23 protein-coding genes are annotated in these 15781 nt (G+C 56.9%); 21 read left to right on the top strand and 2 right to left on the bottom strand.

What is annotated here, in order from left to right; translation table 11 throughout:
• Positions 1-183 precede the first annotated feature (183 nt).
• Both BM031_RS08170 and BM031_RS08165 read left to right on the top strand, forming a co-directional pair.
• Positions 184-789: a type IV toxin-antitoxin system AbiEi family antitoxin domain-containing protein gene (locus BM031_RS08170; RefSeq protein WP_091873572.1), complete on the top strand. Its 606-nt coding sequence runs from the start codon at positions 184-186 to the stop codon at positions 787-789.
• Entirely contained in the window at positions 786-1643 is an 858-nt protein-coding gene (locus BM031_RS08165) for a nucleotidyl transferase AbiEii/AbiGii toxin family protein (protein ID WP_091873569.1), read from the top strand. The genes BM031_RS08170 and BM031_RS08165 overlap by 4 nt, the downstream gene beginning before the upstream one ends.
• Here BM031_RS08165 and BM031_RS08160 read toward each other — a convergent pair.
• Positions 1640-1894, bottom strand: a complete 255-nt coding sequence (locus tag BM031_RS08160) for a helix-turn-helix transcriptional regulator (RefSeq protein ID WP_091873567.1) — start codon at positions 1892-1894, stop codon at positions 1640-1642. The two genes, BM031_RS08165 and BM031_RS08160, sit on opposite strands and share 4 nt — an antisense overlap.
• 505 nt (positions 1895-2399) lie before the next feature.
• Between BM031_RS08160 and BM031_RS08155 the strand changes: the two genes are divergently transcribed.
• The 17 genes from BM031_RS08155 (at position 2400) to BM031_RS08075 (ending at position 11924) form a co-directional block, all read left to right on the top strand.
• The gene (locus BM031_RS08155; protein ID WP_091873564.1) at positions 2400-3059 is read left to right on the top strand and encodes a tyrosine-type recombinase/integrase; all 660 of its coding nucleotides are present in this window, start codon (positions 2400-2402) and stop codon (positions 3057-3059) included.
• Positions 3060-3149: 90 nt separating this feature from the next.
• Positions 3150-3878 (top strand): hypothetical protein, encoded by a 729-nt coding sequence (locus tag BM031_RS08150; protein WP_091873560.1) that lies wholly within the window; start codon positions 3150-3152, stop codon positions 3876-3878.
• 453 nt (positions 3879-4331) lie between these two features.
• On the top strand, positions 4332-4937 hold the full coding sequence (locus tag BM031_RS24990; protein ID WP_143084534.1) for a hypothetical protein: 606 nt from the start codon (positions 4332-4334) through the stop codon (positions 4935-4937).
• Between the two features lie 313 nt (positions 4938-5250).
• Positions 5251-5448, top strand: coding sequence for a hypothetical protein (locus BM031_RS24985; RefSeq protein ID WP_143084533.1), 198 nt, complete (start codon positions 5251-5253; stop codon positions 5446-5448).
• On the top strand, positions 5430-6053 hold the full coding sequence (locus BM031_RS08140; RefSeq protein WP_091873555.1) for a toll/interleukin-1 receptor domain-containing protein: 624 nt from the start codon (positions 5430-5432) through the stop codon (positions 6051-6053). The genes BM031_RS24985 and BM031_RS08140 overlap by 19 nt, the downstream gene beginning before the upstream one ends.
• Before the next feature lie 196 nt (positions 6054-6249).
• The gene (locus BM031_RS08135) at positions 6250-6615 is read left to right on the top strand and encodes a hypothetical protein (protein WP_091873552.1); all 366 of its coding nucleotides are present in this window, start codon (positions 6250-6252) and stop codon (positions 6613-6615) included.
• A gap of 43 nt (positions 6616-6658) precedes the next feature.
• Complete coding sequence (locus BM031_RS08130) at positions 6659-6925, top strand: hypothetical protein (RefSeq protein WP_091873550.1); 267 nt, start codon at positions 6659-6661, stop codon at positions 6923-6925.
• A gap of 200 nt (positions 6926-7125) precedes the next feature.
• Positions 7126-7374, top strand: a complete 249-nt coding sequence (locus BM031_RS24980; protein ID WP_143084532.1) for a hypothetical protein — start codon at positions 7126-7128, stop codon at positions 7372-7374.
• Between the two features lie 79 nt (positions 7375-7453).
• Positions 7454-7882 (top strand): hypothetical protein, encoded by a 429-nt coding sequence (locus tag BM031_RS08120; RefSeq protein WP_091873545.1) that lies wholly within the window; start codon positions 7454-7456, stop codon positions 7880-7882.
• 24 nt (positions 7883-7906) lie between these two features.
• Positions 7907-8344: a hypothetical protein gene (locus BM031_RS08115; RefSeq protein WP_091873542.1), complete on the top strand. Its 438-nt coding sequence runs from the start codon at positions 7907-7909 to the stop codon at positions 8342-8344.
• Positions 8345-9331: 987 nt separating this feature from the next.
• Positions 9332-9625 (top strand): hypothetical protein, encoded by a 294-nt coding sequence (locus tag BM031_RS08100; RefSeq protein ID WP_091873534.1) that lies wholly within the window; start codon positions 9332-9334, stop codon positions 9623-9625.
• Between the two features lie 15 nt (positions 9626-9640).
• Positions 9641-10054 carry a hypothetical protein gene (locus BM031_RS24975; RefSeq protein ID WP_143084531.1) on the top strand — a complete coding sequence of 138 codons (414 nt, stop codon included), beginning with the start codon at positions 9641-9643 and terminating at the stop codon, positions 10052-10054.
• 50 nt (positions 10055-10104) lie between these two features.
• Positions 10105-10347 (top strand): hypothetical protein, encoded by a 243-nt coding sequence (locus BM031_RS08095; protein ID WP_091873531.1) that lies wholly within the window; start codon positions 10105-10107, stop codon positions 10345-10347.
• 64 nt (positions 10348-10411) lie between these two features.
• On the top strand, positions 10412-10675 hold the full coding sequence (locus BM031_RS08090; protein WP_143084530.1) for a hypothetical protein: 264 nt from the start codon (positions 10412-10414) through the stop codon (positions 10673-10675).
• Between the two features lie 60 nt (positions 10676-10735).
• Entirely contained in the window at positions 10736-10984 is a 249-nt protein-coding gene (locus BM031_RS08085; RefSeq protein WP_177207684.1) for a hypothetical protein, read from the top strand.
• A 94-nt stretch (positions 10985-11078) separates the two neighbouring features.
• Positions 11079-11561: a GNAT family protein gene (locus tag BM031_RS08080; protein ID WP_091873523.1), complete on the top strand. Its 483-nt coding sequence runs from the start codon at positions 11079-11081 to the stop codon at positions 11559-11561.
• Between the two features lie 9 nt (positions 11562-11570).
• Positions 11571-11924 (top strand): hypothetical protein, encoded by a 354-nt coding sequence (locus BM031_RS08075; RefSeq protein ID WP_143084529.1) that lies wholly within the window; start codon positions 11571-11573, stop codon positions 11922-11924.
• 234 nt (positions 11925-12158) lie between these two features.
• On the opposite strand, the gene BM031_RS08070 is transcribed toward BM031_RS08075, so the two are convergent.
• Positions 12159-13309 (bottom strand): IS3 family transposase gene (locus tag BM031_RS08070; RefSeq protein WP_091873978.1). Its coding sequence is split into 2 segments (ribosomal slippage): positions 12159-13069 and positions 13069-13309, totalling 1152 coding nucleotides; the frame shifts between segments, so codons are not numbered across the junction.
• Between the two features lie 9 nt (positions 13310-13318).
• Here BM031_RS08070 and BM031_RS08065 point away from each other — a divergent pair.
• Positions 13319-14086, top strand: coding sequence for an alpha/beta fold hydrolase (locus BM031_RS08065; RefSeq protein ID WP_370660044.1), 768 nt, complete (start codon positions 13319-13321; stop codon positions 14084-14086).
• Between the two features lie 188 nt (positions 14087-14274).
• Complete coding sequence (locus BM031_RS08060; protein WP_091873518.1) at positions 14275-15717, top strand: HD domain-containing phosphohydrolase; 1443 nt, start codon at positions 14275-14277, stop codon at positions 15715-15717.
• Positions 15718-15781: the final 64 nt, after the last annotated feature.

Genomic DNA, 15781 nt, shown 5'->3' with positions numbered 1-15781 from the left:
GACTCATCAATTGTATGCCGAAGCATGCTGCCGTAGAGCAATCAATCTGTTTGCAATCGCATGCAAATCCAATGGATTCGATGCCTTCAGTCTGCATCCGGTTTAGGCACTCCAGAATAGAAGATTTTGAACAACATGTCGGCAGATATGGATAAATGCCGATGTTTTGTGTAGACTGGCTTCATGAGTCAACAAGCTGAACGAATTCTTGAGCTTGCCCGGTCCAAAGGCATACTGCGTACACGAGACGTGGACAGTGCCGGTGCATCGCGCGCACTGCTGGCCTTGCTGACCGACGAAGGCCGGCTGCTCAAACTCGGCCGCGGCCTGTATACATTGCCCGACCGGTCTGGGTCCGAGTACGAGAGCTTTGCCGAGGTAACGACACGCAGCGGAAGCGGGGTGCTATGCCTGCTTTCCGCGCTGCGTTTTCATGACCTGACCACGCAGCAGTCATCCGACGTCTGGCTCGCGATACCGCACAAGGCTCGTGCTCCGCGTTTCGACTATCCACCGCTACGGGTGGTCCGCATGTCGGGACCGGCGATGACCGAGGGCGTCGACATTGCAGACCTTGCTGGCGCCCAGGTGCGCGTGTTCAGCGTGGCGAAGACGGTTGCTGACTGTTTCAAGTTCCGCAACAAGATTGGCCTCGATGTGGCGCTCGAAGCCCTGCGCGAAGCCTGGCACGGTAAGCGGGCGACAATGGACGAACTGTGGCGCTATGCGGAGATCTGCAGGGTAGCAAACGTCATGCGTCCGTATCTGGAAGCGGTGGGGGCGGCATGAAAGCAGCGAATCGTGCTGCATCGGTTCGCGCACTGCTTCTGAACCGCGCACGGGCCGACAGGACGGACTTCAACCTGATCCTGACGCGGTATTCGCTTGAGCGGCTGCTGTACCGTTTGAGCGTGTCGCCCTGGGCCGATCAGTTCCTGCTGAAAGGCGCGCTCCTTTTCGACCTGTGGTTCGACCAACCGCACCGGCCAACCCGGGACATCGACTTGCTTGGCTTCGGACCTTCCGAGCTTGACGACCTGATCGAGGTCTTTCAGCAGGTCTGTGCTCAGCCATCCGATGACGGGATGGTCTTCGACCAGGGCAGCGTGCAGGCGGCGCGGATTCGCAAGGAAGCCAACTATGAAGGCGTGCGAGTTACCCTGCTCGGCACACTGGACGGCGCGCGCTGTTCGGTGCAGATTGACGTTGGATACGGCGATGCCGTGACGCCTGCAGCAGAACTCGTGCAGTTTCCAGCGCTTTTGGACGATGTCGCGCCACCATCGTTGCGTGCCTATCCCGTGTACACCGTCATCGCCGAAAAGTACGAAGCGATCGTCAGCTTGGGTATGGCGAACACGCGCCTGAAGGACTACTTCGACCTGTGGTTCCTTGCGACCTATGCCGAGATCGATGAGGCTATTCTCCGTCAGGCGGTCCAGGCCACGTTTGCCCGCCGGAGAACTGAGGTGCCCCAGGCCGCGCCGCTCGGACTGTCTGACGCTTTTGCGGCGAGTCCAACCAAACAGCAGCAGTGGCGAGCATTTCTTTCGAAGAGCAAACTCATGGCGCCGGACTTAGCAGAAGTGATAGCGGAACTACGGCGTCTGTTGGGCTTACTCGACAGTGGGGCGGCAGGCTAGGAGTCGCAATCTCGGCGGCTAGCACGAATGCACTGCACCGCCCACTGCTCGACTTCGCTCTTGATCCATGCTGCCGATCGACCCTGGAGCTTTACTGGCCTTGGGAACGCGCCCTTCTTGATCGCGTCGTAGACACTGCTGCGCGACTTTCCGCAGATCGCTATCACCTCCTTCAACCTGATGAACCGAATGTCGGCACGATTGCTTGACGCGCGACGCTCGATAGCGGTGTCAATCGCTTGCTGATCCATGTATGCCTCCAGTTTAAATGGGGAGCTATTACCAAGGGGTCGTGGCCGCCAGTCTGATTCAATTCCCTCGTCGCTCGACCGATGCACACTTGGCGAGTTCAACTGGCGCAGATACTGAACGGCAGTTTGCCTTTGGTGAATGCTGAGGTATTGAGCAAATCGCGGTGTCGCCGCCGTTCGCAAGCGGATTGGACGAGCTGAAGACTGCATTTCAAGGATTGGTTCTTTGGCAGGATAGACTGGCGTCTTAAAACCTTAAGGTTACCTGCCAGTCAAACACGTGAAATGCAGGTCAAAACGACCATGAACTAAGTATGTGCCCAGCTCACTTAGTGAGTTTATGGAAACGCGAAGCTTGTAAGCGGAAAATCTTGAGTTGGCGGGTTGAAAAATCGCGCCGCGCACTTTTCCGAGAACGTCGCTTGCCATCTTGCTATGAAGCACGTCTCCGGGTAATCTGGCGTGATACTGCCTCTGAACAGATCACGAAGAAAGCCTAAAACGAATGGCGAAAGCACCCTATATCGAGGAAGGTCGGTTGCGGCATCTCCTCAAGGCGGCCGGGATATCGGGCGAGTCGCCCCTGCGGAACGTCGCGTTACTCACGACTGTGTACGGTACTGGCATGATGCTCACTGAGATCGCTCGAATGCCAGTTCGCGCATACTTGAACGGCGACGGGTCCGTGCGCGTGAAGTCCTGCGTTGACGCGGCCATCGCTTACAACGGCAAGGAGCGCCCGATCTACTGGTCGAATGCGAAGGTCACGAATGCGATGGACGCCTATCTGGCGTACCGCACCGACCAACGCCAAGGGACTACTCCTATGGCTACCGCATTCAGGGGCCTGGACCCTGACGGGCCCCTTTTCTCGACCGGGGAAGGCCAGCCGTACAAGCTGATCGAGCGTCGAACTCGCTCTGGCACCCCCAGCTACTCATGCGACTCGCTCAGCCAGCTCTTTCGCAAGCTGCACCTGCAGGCCGGTATCGAGGGCGCAAGCGCGATGTCGGGTCGCCGCACCTTTGCTGTGCGCTTGGCGAACAACGGCTTCGATCTTCGACACATCAACGAGCTGCTCGGCCATGAAACGCTGACGGCCACGAAGCGTCTCATCGACGCCGATCCCGTCCGCTTAGGCGCTATCGTTGCCAGGGTGATTTGATGCCGAAAAGAAACTCGTACGACAAGGCAAGCACGCAGCGCATTATGCGGCGTCAACATAGAGAAAACAAATAAATTCATTTATCTGATTATGGCGCCGCCCAAATTCACCACTTATCAAAAAATATCTATTCCCGCCAAATCCTTGCCGGTCGAGAAAATTTCGAATCTCCAAGCTGCTCGGATACTCGCGGCTTTCATTAATTATGCGAATGAGAAGGCATTCGTCGAGGAGCGTCTGCAAGAGATGTTCGATTACTTGAAGCCTTACTTCCCAAACGCGAATGTGCTCGACAGCTATCTCTTTGAACTAAGCGAGCAAGGCAGTATTTATTACGAAGAAATTGGCGAAGACGGCTTCAAACCACTTGTTCTTGCAGGATACACGAAGAAGACAGCTGAACACCTTCTCACTCATTTAGATGCGATAGCGACCACCTTTGCTGAAAAAGACGACAGTCGTGCGCTCTTAGAGGGGCGATTACAAGATATCCTGACATTTGATCCCGACCGTTTGATGAACGACATTCTTAGCGTTAATGCCCAGCTCAAAGATGCTCGAAAAGCTGCTGAAGAAAATAATCTTCTCAAGCCGTTACTTTCCCAAATCCAAACAATAGAAAAGCATCTTCGGGGTGTAAGCGCTGTGGCGGAACAATATGAGGAAGTCTACAAGAACATTATCCGCCCCGTTCAGCTTGAAGGGAAGCAAGGTGTAAAGGCTACCGTTAGGTGGGCAGTACTCAGCATTATTGTGTCTACTGCCATTTCCCTTGTGATAAGCAATTGGTCCGAGTTAGTAAAGGTATTCAAGCCATAACATGCGTCGCCAGGGGCAATTTTTCGAGTAACCTGCGTCTTCAGCCTGATTCAAATGTCAAGGAAAAGAACGCGTGACCTCACGCCAAGGTAAATATGACAAGTAAAAACGGGCCGACCCGACAGCATCGCGTTAGGTTGGCAAACGTAATGGAGCGGAAGGCCGTCTGCGAAGTGTCGTCAAGATGGCTACAGTTTCCTAAAACTGCAAAGACAGTCTACGACGCACCTCTCATGATCATTGATGTAATGACGCTGAACAGCGACGACCAGGAAAAGAAAATTTGCCAACTCGTGCTGTCAAAAGATGATTTGCTCCAGATCTTAAGTCGTATTGACGTGAAAGACTAGGCAGGGCATGCCGGAGCGGCGTTTCGCCTCCAAGACACTAATGAAGACAGCGCCCTGATGGCGCCCGATAGCTAGCCGGTCGCTGGCAAAAGGAACAAGCAACGTGAATGAGTCGCGAGATCAATCAACAGCGGTTGAAGAACAGTGGAAGCGCGGACTAAGAATCTCATGCAGCCGATTTATCCGGCAGGTCCTATGGCACCAGCCGGGTGTCTCTAGCGACTGGGTCGAAACGCTGACGGAGCAGCTTGCTAGTATTGCCGAGCAGCATGCCGGGTTTGCGGACGAGATGTTTGGCGACTGGAAAATTGTTAGCCGTGCCATTGACTACCTTGCTATGGTACACGATGGCCCTTGGCGAGGCGCTGACTGGTTTAAGGCATCCCTTGATGTTTTGATAGAACTGGCAGTCCCCAACACTGGATTAGACGCAGATACCGCTGCCTTTCTGCCAGACCTTCAACGTGGCATTGGCCAGTCTCTCCAGACGGTACCAGTCGACCGGAACGAAATGAAGTTATCCGACGAAGATGTTTCTCACGTCATGACACTTCGAGACGCTGGCGAACAATTTGGGCTTGTGTCTGACCTCTTTGACGTTTGTGAAAAGATTTCGCATGGTGAGCCTCTTGACGAATCAGATCGATGGATTTTGAGGTTGGCTTCGAATGCTGCTCCGTTCACGAGAGTCGTACGCAAGGGTAATTAACTGGAAAAGGGCATGGTTCGCAGGGCACATACAGTTTTCGCCGACTTTCAGGCGTTGGAACGCTTTAAGAAGATGAACAGCACTACGCGGTCAACAACATGGTCTCGTGATCGAGAAGATGAACTCCGAACCATGCTGCGATATGAACTGGGTCCCGATGCGGTAGCGCAGCTCTAGATGTGGGCACTGGTAACTCCAGAGATACCAGAAGATATGTGCATAGAACTTATCAATCGCGCGCTCGTGGAGATGGGCGACAGGGACGTGCCGCGAACTTTGCCTACTGATGGATTGTTGTTTTGAAAAGAGAACGATGAGCGAGAAGAACGTCTCGCCCAAGCCGCAGAACTGCCCGAAGTGTCACGCGCCTGCCGAGGTGAGGAATCCGCGTCTGCGCCGCTGGTTTGCCGTCTGCTCAAAGAGCAGTGAACTCGCGATTGGCCACCGTGTCATCGGTCACCCGATGTTCACTAAGCGCGACGCGATCATCGAATGGAACAAGCTCAGCTAGACCAAGGAAAAATTGTGTATTTCATCAGCCACAACAAGAAACAAAAGCCGCTGGCGAGACTCCTTGCAACGGCACTTGCCGCTAATGGCCAGAGTGTTTGGTATGACGAATGGAACCTCAAGCCTGGGGATTCATTAATCGGAGGAATAGAAAATGGTTTAGCAGAGGCTCGCGTTTTTGTGATCTTTTGGTCGTATGACGCGGCTGCATCTAACTGGGTGGGGACCGAAATGCGCGCATACTTGCGTCGCCGGGTTGATGATAATACCCTTCGTATCATTCCAATCATGGTCGATGATACGCCGCTCCCTGCGCTGCTCGCCGATTATCTTGGGTTCAAGGTGCGGAGCAAAAAAGCAATCGCCGAAGTCGCTGCACGTATTTCTGAATCGCAATCTGAAGCATCGATCGTTCGCCTCCTTAACGAACGTTTAGAAGAATTAACGATCGACACAGACGCCCGCAATGATCCGCTACCTTATAAGCGGTGCCCTAAATGCGGCGAAAACCAGTTTGACCGTAAGACTATTTCCCATCCCGATCGCGACGACGAATATTACGTTATTGGATGCAAAAAGTGCAACTGGAGTGAATGGACGCAATAGTTGTTGGGTGTCGCGTGCTGGTTGGTCGAGCGAACATGGAGCGCGGGTGCCGGGAAGCAGATGATCGTTCGCGAGCAAGCCTTGGCCATCGAGCCCAACTATGACGGAAGACACAGCAGTACCCATTGCCCCGCATGACGGGGCCGTGGCATTGAGAGGGTCGGCGCGGTGCCGGCTGAGTAGAGGGAAAAGCACAATGGCCACGGACGATAAAAAGGAATACAGGGATGTTCTAACGCTGCTCTCCCACATGGGCAGCGGACCTGCTGTAATTAACAAGCTGGATCAGTTGACCGTAAAAATGCAAGATCCACGGCTTTGCGAAACCCTGAAGAAGATGGCCCAGTTTTTCCGTGAACAGCCCGAATTAGCGCATGCCAAGAAGTTTCGACTGCTCGACTTCGCACGGAACTACAGCATGAATTCGGGTAGTCGCAAAGAGGCGTCCGATGGAATCTACCGTGTGCAACGCTACTGTGAACAACATGTTGCGTCCCAAGTGCCGCAATGGGAGTTGATCGCCAGGGCGGCCGGCTGGACTCCCCCTGGTACCGCTAGCTGACTGGAGCGGAAAAAAGATCGCTGAACCATAATCGAAACTTGCCATGACCATTATCATAATTCTTCTTGCCGCGGTTGCTGTCTTCTACTTCTTTCTGAGTCGAGGAAGGAAAGCGGTGCGAGCGTTCTTCTACACGCTTGCGCGAAACCGCGGCGAAGGCGTCGGCGATGCAAATCGCGGCGCGAGAATGATCGGGTTCCGTCGTGTCTCACAACACAACCTGGCTATGATCGATTACGCGAATGCTCATTTCAATGGGAGTCAGCTGAAGCTAATTGATGCTGCGCGACGGGACGGTTTTTTAGGGTGATACACGTCGGAAAACGACTTAGCGCCAAGCGGCGCCCCGTTCCGGCCGGTTTGCCGATGAGAGAGAGCAGGATGGGACAAGCGAAACAGCGCGGCAGTCGCGAAGAGCGTATTGGGCAAGCCGCGAGCAAAGGTGACGCAGTCGCTGATAGTGCGTATTTCGAAACCGTCTTCGTTAGCCACCGCGTTGAGGGAACGAACATGGCCGAGTACGACAGCGAGATCACCGACAAATTTCAGATGAAGGCGGGCACCTCCCGCGAAGTGCGAAATGCACGCATGCAAATTGGGCTACGCAATAGTGACGGGAAGATCTATCGTGAAGTGGGTATTACTGGGTTAAGCGAATTCCTCAGCATCGTGCAGCACCTGCAGGATATCGGCCTAGTCGATGAGCTCGCAGCCGCGTCGGGTCCGCGTGGCGGCTACGATGCAGTATTTTGCGCATGAGCTCTATCACAAACGAGAACGGAAAACTGCGCTCTGGTGGCGCCCGCAGCTGGCCGGTGCCGGTATAAGGAAGTAAGAAATGTTTGGGCTGTTCAAGAAAAGAGTGGAGATCAACCATGACCTGGTCGATAAAATTGCGCGCTTGCTACGGCTTCAAGTCATGTTGTGCCGCTTTCAGCCAGACTTTATTGCGGCGCTGGAAAAAGACATAGTGCGAGGCTACTTCATAGGTTTTTTCGACTGTTGTCTACAGCGTCGAGGTGTCGCGATACCCGACGATGAGTCATTTTTTCGACTGATGGTGCGAGGTCATGAAACGCTACTAGCGACCTATCTGGACGATATTCCGAAGTACACCTTCTCTTCGTTGCGTAGACACGATAGCCCAGATTTTCAAAAAGGAATGCAGATCGGCGGCGCCGAGTGCTTGTCGGTGTTAGATAAGGGGCATCAGCCGTTTGCTTTCCCTCAGTATGTGCATGAAGGGCGTGGCCCCTTAGCTGCCTAAACCTCGGAAAAACTAGGCATCTGTATGAACATCTACCAAATGTACGTTGAATTCGGTCGTAAGCCTGGCTTTTGGATTCACCGAACAACCTGGGGCAACACCATCGCGAAAGTTACTTTCGTTGGCCATCTAACCGGTCGTGCTCCCTACTATGGGAACCCTGAAGTGGTCGCGACTGTGTTCGACATTAACACCGGCTCTGTGAAAGACGAGCGCTTTGTGATCGACACCGCGGGTACTTACAAAACGTGGCGTTGGGTACAGCCGCCAGAATGGAGTGGCGAAGCGCCGTTCGATCCCAAGGCAGGGCGTATCATCTTGGACGTCCCGTTTGACCTGGACAAGAAGGTTTCTGCTCGCGGCGCTCGGTGGTCAGACGTACTCGGCGCTTGGTGGATAGCTGAGGAAGACCAGGCAGCGTTGAAGAAAATTTCTAACCTGGGCATTCGTGTCGCGGAGTAAAGGAAAAGACCCAGCAGCACCCGTAGCCCGCCACGAGCGGGCAGCGGCATTGAGAGGGTCGGCACGGTGCCGGACCCGCGATAAGGAACAACGATGGCAAACGCTGCTCCCGACCTGCGACGAAAGAAGAAATGGAAGAGCGTATTCGCGTGCTCTCGGATGAAATGAACGCCAACGACGAAGAGAACCGCGCCATGCAGGCCGAAATCGACGCTTTGTACGCGAAGATCGACGCGCTGGGCTGACTCCGAGGAAAACACAGTGGTTAAGAATCTTTTTATCGGTGTTCTGTTGCTGACCATCTTGGCTATGGGATCGGCCCTTATAAGGGTTGAGAATCAGCGATACGCATTATCTACTGGGATGTGTCCTGGTCCCGCGCCAGGCCTACCACCGGACCTGACTTGCATGTCTAAGGTCGAGACACGGACCGGATGGTGGTGGCATTTGTACTACGCATTAACGGACCAAACAAATGGCTAAGAATGCTACCAAGCTAAAAAACGCCCTCGGCATGTACACCGCGTTCCATGTACTGTTCGGGGTTTGGATGCCAACGTTCTGGTACATCTCATCGTGCCGTGAACAGTATCGCCAGTCATCTTTTGAGTTCTTGGATCTTCCGCCAGGAGCGATGATCTTGGGTGTACTCATCGTGGGCGGATGCTTCACTGCTACGATGGGTTTGATCTTTTCAGCGGACCTGTTCTCCCGCCGAGTCGAGGAATAAAGTATGCAGAAATTCGTGGCTAGCTTTCGGCTCGATAACCGATGCGACGACTATGAGCAAGCTGTCGACGCAATAGCTGTGAGCTTAGAAAAACACCTGCTAGAGCCGGTCCGGATCTCGATATGGGAGCATTTGACTACGCTCTACCATATAACCGACTCTGACGGCCCAAAAGTAGCGCGGCTGGTTGCCTGCCTCTTCAACGATGGCTCGCTTGTCTACGCTGGGCCAATGTAACCAATACGCCGAGGAAAACCATGCTCTTCAAGAAAGCAAATGGACAGGTAAGCGAAGTCGACGCTTGGAAGGCCTCGGTCGTGATCCTCGGTCCGTCAGACGGCGCCGAATCGATCCTGTCGCAGTTCACCAGTGCCGAGATCAGCAGCATGATGCAGTGGGCGCAAACGCAGCAATCGGCGAACGGGTCGATCAACCTGGTGAACTGGCCGGGGTGGAAAGACGCTTGCGGTCGCCTGCACCTCGACGCCGGCCGCGCTCGCGAAGTGGCCGCAGCCTTGCTTGCGCGCCTGGCCGCGTCATCAACCCTGTAACCCTCGGAAAAACAAGTGCTGACTTTTTATATCGATGAACCACTGCCAGAAGCCGAGTCCGCTGAAGCATTGGCTGCCCTCATTGCTCAAGGCCGTCGGATTGATCGCATGGAGTACAGACGCATTCCATGTGTCTTTCCAATCGAAGGCCAGGCAGTGAGCAACGAACGAATGCTCGACGTACTCAAAGGGCACGTGAAGAATGCCGGCGTTCCAATAGGACGACAAAGTATCTTGATCGTGCCGAAAAATGGTATTCGCTGGGGTGTCCTTTTACAGGAAGCCTTCTATTCGGTAACTGGCTTTTACCCAGTGGTCATCCAGCCGTGGCAGGTATCCTTGGATGATGGTCCTCGAACGATTACGCGTCGGGACTACCTGCACATGTTCGACATGCATGCTGTGTTAACCGGCACGACTGAGGAATAGGAAAACGGCGCTATTGCCACGCACCAGCCGGAAGCTGGAATAAGGTATGAATGATGCTCTCCCAGAAGACCTATGACGCGACCGCTATCGGTGCGATCGGTACGATGACTTACGGTGGAATGGTGGCGGTTGGCCAAGTTGATGATGACGCCGGCTACGAGCGCTTTGCCGCGTTCGTTCGCGATCTGGAAGCGATGGAGGGCCAGGGCCTCGTGCGGATCGAATCAAAGCATCTTGAGTCCATGACCGGCAACCGGCATGTAGACATGGTGCGGTTTACTCGGCTTAAGTAATAATGGAGAACTGCGCTTTGCGGCGCCCGCAGCTGGCCGGAAGCTAGTGTATGTGGAGATATCCATGGTAGAGAAATATGATCCAGACGCCCACCGTTCAGAAATTGAGGCCCGCGCACGCCTCATCTCGGTTGATGCGGGGTGGCTAACTATCCACGGTCCAAGCGACTACGAAATTAGCCTTGATCGCATCAACTCGGCAGAAAAAATTCTTCAATGGGTGATGCACCTGACCGAAAAGAGCTGGTTCACGAATGACATGTTGCGAGCGTTTATCGTCGCGGCACGTCGTGAGATTGGCCTTGACCAGGATACGCTGCCAGCGTAGGCCGGAAACTCGGCGCCGTGTGCGCCCCGTCCCGGCTGGTAGCCAAACCCAAAAAACACTGTGAAATTTCTTTCCCTACTGCTGCCTTTACTGGCCCTCATGTCGCCAGCTGCTACAGCAACGCAAAAGGACGTCGCGGCCGAGAAGAAGTGGCTCAAGTATTACAGCGAGCGTCTACCGGAGGCCAAGCTGATGCTCCGCGCGTGTGTGACGAAAGGATTTGACAGGATCCAGGGCGAAGAAAAGGTTAAGTGCGAAGCTGCGCGAGACGCTTGGCACTTCCAGCCCTACAAGCCAACGAAGAAATAAGCGGAAAAGGCCCAGCAGCACCGATTGCCCGCTACGAGCGGGCAGCGGCATTGAGAGGGTCGGCACGGTGTCGGCCCAGGAGTCAAAGGAACCTATGCCTAACCAAGTTGACATGGAAGCGGCTTTGAAAAGCTTCCAACAAGCGTACAGCAAGGGTTACATCGCGCCGACGCGCTGCAAGCTACGGCCAGACCTTTGGGTTTTGAGAGACGATGCGAACGGTGACTCTCGCCTTACCTTTACCCAAATCGATGACAAAGGAACCGTTCGCGCTCTCGTATCGCTGTTGCCTGCCGAGCCCTATGAAGGGAAGCCATGCTTTGCGCTCGCCTATGCCGTGGCAGAGAAGTTCCGGGGCATCGGACTGGCGCAAGAAATCGTCGAAAGCAGCATCGTCGAACTGCATAACGGTCTTAAGCAGCAGGTCCCGCAATTCTATATCGAGGTCGTGGTGGACAAGCTCAATACGGCTTCGAATCGCGTCGCAGCTAAAGTGATCAGCTCCAACCCGGTTGAGATTACAGATCAATTCTCTGGCGACCCGGCGCTGCAGTATTTCCGCCTGGTAGGCAAGTAACGGAAAAATATGGGACAAGCGAAACAGCGTGGGACGGTCGAAGAACGTGCTCGACAGGCCCGCGAAAAGCGTCGTGAAGGGCTGACACCGGTAGATGTTGATGAGCTACGCGCCACTCATGGAGTGCCAGCAGATGCGGAGTTCGTCGGCTTCGTGGTGTGGCTGAGAGAGCGTGACGAATTCCTCGTTCACCTGGATGACACGCCCGCGATGACGAAACGCGCGTATGGCCCTGTCGTGGACGCGGCGGTACGCTTTCCGACTTGGGATGACGCCGCGCCTCATGCAGCGGCCAGCAAGCATCCCGCGATCGTGGCAGCTGCGTTCGACATGGGCAAGCAGATCGCTGTCATTGGCGGGTAGGTCAAGGATCAAGGAAAACGTATGCTTGTACTTCTGACTGGGTTGCTCATTGTCCTGATACTAGCGTTCTTGGCCCTTTCGCCGCGATTGATTAAACACATCGTCAAATACGCATTCTGGGGCATCGTCAGCGTATTCGTACTTTGGAGAGTACTTGGAATGGTACTCGGAGCGGGGAAGGGGCGAAGTGGCATTCCCCCAGCATGACAGACACTTTGAATCGCCACGAGTTTCCTAGACACTCGCGAGCCGCTTGAAATACTGCTTTTCATACTCGACCGGCGATAAGTCATTGCTGAAGCTGTGCCGGCGCTTGGGATTGTAAAACATCTCGATGTAATCGAAGACATCCTGCTTTGCCTCTTCCCGAGTGCCGTAGGTCTTGCGTCGGATTCGTTCCCGTTTTAGGAGCTGGAAGAAACTCTCGGCCACGGCGTTATCATGACAGTTCCCACGTCGGCTCATGCTCTGCTGCAGGTTATGCTCGTCCAGGAAGTCGCGCCAGTCGTAGCTGCTGAATTGACTGCCCTGATCGGAATGCACCATCACCGTATTCTTGGGTTGTCGACGCCAGACGGCCATCAAAAGCGCATTCATCGCCAGCTCGCGATCAATTCGAGAACTCATCGACCAGCCGACCACCTGACGCGAAAACAGGTCCAGTACAACGGCCAGATAAAGCCAGCCTTCGTAAGTGCGAATGTACGTGATGTCCGTCACCCAGACCCGATTCGGTTCCTGCACGTCGAATTGGCGCTGAAGATGATTAGGAGCCACCAGCGAAGGGGCGCCGCCGCGTTTGTATTTCCGCTTGGCGTAACCGGTCTGCGAACGAATCCCGGCCGACCTCATAAGGCGGTGGACGCGATTGACGCCGCATTGCTCACCAAGCTCGCGCAGGTCGTCGCTGACTTTGCGGTAGCCGTACACGCTGCGGCTTTCCAGCCACGATTCCTTGATTGGAACCAGATGGCGCTTGTCTTCTTTGGTGCGACGGCTTTCAGGGTTCAGGCGCCAGGCATAGAAGCCGCTCGGATGCACCTCGAGCACTTTGCACAGCCGACGCACCGGGAACTGGTCCTGTAACTCAGCAATTAAGGTGTACCTCACCCGGACGTCTTGGCAAAGTACACCGCGGCCTTTTTCAATATGTCACGCTCCTCCGTGACTCGTTTGAGCTCGGCCTTCAGGCGCCGCATCTCGTCGGCTTGGGCATCGACGGCCTTGCGCTCCGCCTCAGGCACGCTGTAGCACTTCGTCCAAGTGTAGAGGCTATGAATGCTTATCCCGAGCCGCGCCGCTACTTCGCTCGCTGGATGACCGCCCTGCGCCACCTGCTTGACCGCTGCAATCTTGAATTCTTCTGTGTACCGCTTACCGCTCATATCTTCTCCTTGTGCCCGACATTATGGCTCAGGAGTGTCTACGATAGTCGTGGCGATTCACCCCACGCCATCGCGGCCCCCGTCCACGACAGCGCCAAACCCTCCGTCGTCATCGTGCACGGCGCCTTTGCCGATGGTTCCGACTGGGCCAAGGTGATTCCGCTGCTGCAGGCCAAGGGCATCAAGGTCACCGCCGTCCAGAACCCGCTTACCTCCCTGGCCGACGACGTTGCCGCAACGCGCCGCGCGATCGGCGCCCAGCCGGGCAAGGTCGTCCTGGTCGGCCACTCGTGGGGCGGCACCGTCATCACCGACGCCGGTCAGCACGACAAGGTCGCCAGCCTTGTCTACGTCGCCGCCTTCGCCCCCGACGCCGGCAAGTCCACCGCCGACACCGGCGAAGGCTACCCCGCGGCCCCCGGCACCAAGCGCTTCGCGGCCGACGCGGAAGGCTTCCTGAGCCTGCCCGAAGCCGCCATGCGCGAAGACTTCGCCCAGGATGTCCCGGCAGCGCAGGCCGCCGTGATGACCGCGACCCAGGGCCCGATCCAGGCCAAGGCGTTCGCCGAGAAGGTGAGCAATGCCGCCTGGGCCAGCAAGCCGTCCTGGTTCATCGTCAGCGCGCGCGACCGCATGATCGACCCGGGCCTGCTGCGCGCGATGGCGAAGAAGATCAACGCCAGGACGACCGAGCTGCAGGCCAGTCATGTGCCGCAGCAATCGCGTCCGGCCGAGGTGGCCAAGGTGATCCTGGACGCCGTCGCCGCGTCCAGGTAAGCGAGTGCCGCTCGCTGGCTACGCACGACGCCAGTGGCTGAGCGCCGGAACTGGGTACCGGCCTGCGCCGGTACGACGGTCTTGAGGCTGACGCCCAAGCCAGCTTGTATTTCCTGGCCAGATCAAGGCCACCCATTGCACCTGACGGCGGTATTGCCGCGCATGGCCTTCTCGACTACAGTGCGCAAATGCAGCCAGAACACAACGTCACTGTCGAGGAGGCCGTCCAGGTGCTGGCCATGGTGGGCGACCTGAGCATGGGCCAGCCTACCGACCAGTCGATCCGCTCGGCCCACCTGGCCGAGCGCCTGGCGCTCCTTGATGGAGCAGACGGGGGCGCCTGCGCCCATGTGCGGCTGGTGACGCTGCTGCGCTGGTCCGGCTGCACCGCCAACGCCAGCGGCTTCTCCACGCTACTGGGAGATGACGTGGGCGGGCGCGACGCCATGCTCACGCAGACGCTGCCGCCCCAAAACCGCCTGAGCTTTACCAGCGTCGCGCCGCTGGCGCGCATCCATTGCGAAGTGTCGGGCGCGATCGCACAGGCGATGGGCTTGCCGCCAGAGGTGGAAACCGGCTTGCGCCGCGTGTGGGAGCACTATGACGGCGGCGGCATGCCGGAGCGCGTGTCCGATCCGGACATCCCGCGCCTGGTCTACTACACGAATCTGGGGAGCGACCTCGAGATCCTGTCGCGGGCCCACGGCCTGGCCGAGGGCTTGCGGATGATCGCCGCGCGCGCCGATAGAAAATATCCGGCCGAGCTGGCCCACCTGCTGGCCGCGCAGGCCGAGGGCTGGCTGCAGGACATCGAAGCCTCGCCTTGTGCCGCCGTCCTTCCGGTGCTGGCCTATTACGTGCCGCTGACGATCGTCGCCGACATGATCGAGCTGAAGCTCCCCTGGCTGCTCGGCTACTCGCGCCGCGTGGCTGCGCTGGCCGAACGGGCCGCCGTGCTCGCCGGCCTGTCCGCGCTCCAGCAGCGTTGCCTCGGGCGCGCAGCGCTCATCCATGGGATCGGCCGCGCGGCCGTGCCGAACGCCGTGTGGCAGCGCGCCGGCAAGCTCGGGAGCGCTGACTGGGAGCGGATCCGCCTGGTGCCCTACTGGACCGCGCGCGCCGGGGCGCAGGTGCCGTCGCTGCGGGCCGAAGCCACACTGGCATCGCACGTGTACGAACGCCTGGATGGCAGCGGCTACCACCGCGACCTCGACGCCGGCACGCTCAACCTGCCGCAACGGATCCTGGGCGCTGCCGCCGCGTATGCCGCCCTGTGCATGCCGCGCCCATGGCGCGCCGCCTCCACGGCACGGGAAGCGGCGCGCCTGTTGACAGACGATGCAGCAGCGGGCCGCTTCGACGCCCAGGCCGTGAAGCTCGTGGTGGCCGCTGCCGACGGCACCGATGTCGAGGCAGTGGCGCCGACAGCGCAGCGCAGGAAGCTCCTGACCGAGCGCGAAGCTGCGGTGCTGCGCCGGATCAGCCTTGGCGAGAGCAACAAGGAAGTCGCGCGCGAGCTGCAAATCAGCCCGTCGACGGTGCGCACCCACGTCGAGAGCATTTTCCGCAAACTCGCGTGCTCGACCCGCACTGCTGCCACCCTGAAAGGCTTGACCCTCGGTCTGATCTAGGCCGCTGGCCAGGAATGTTGATTAACCTACAACTTCGGGATCAGGTCTGACATTTGGACACGAG

The sequence above is a fragment of the Massilia yuzhufengensis genome (assembly GCF_900112225.1).
In the GTDB taxonomy this organism is placed as follows: Bacteria; Pseudomonadota; Gammaproteobacteria; order Burkholderiales; family Burkholderiaceae_D; genus Telluria; species Telluria yuzhufengensis.
Note: the sequence above shows the minus strand (reverse complement) of the source record. Positions and strands in the feature narration are given on the sequence as shown.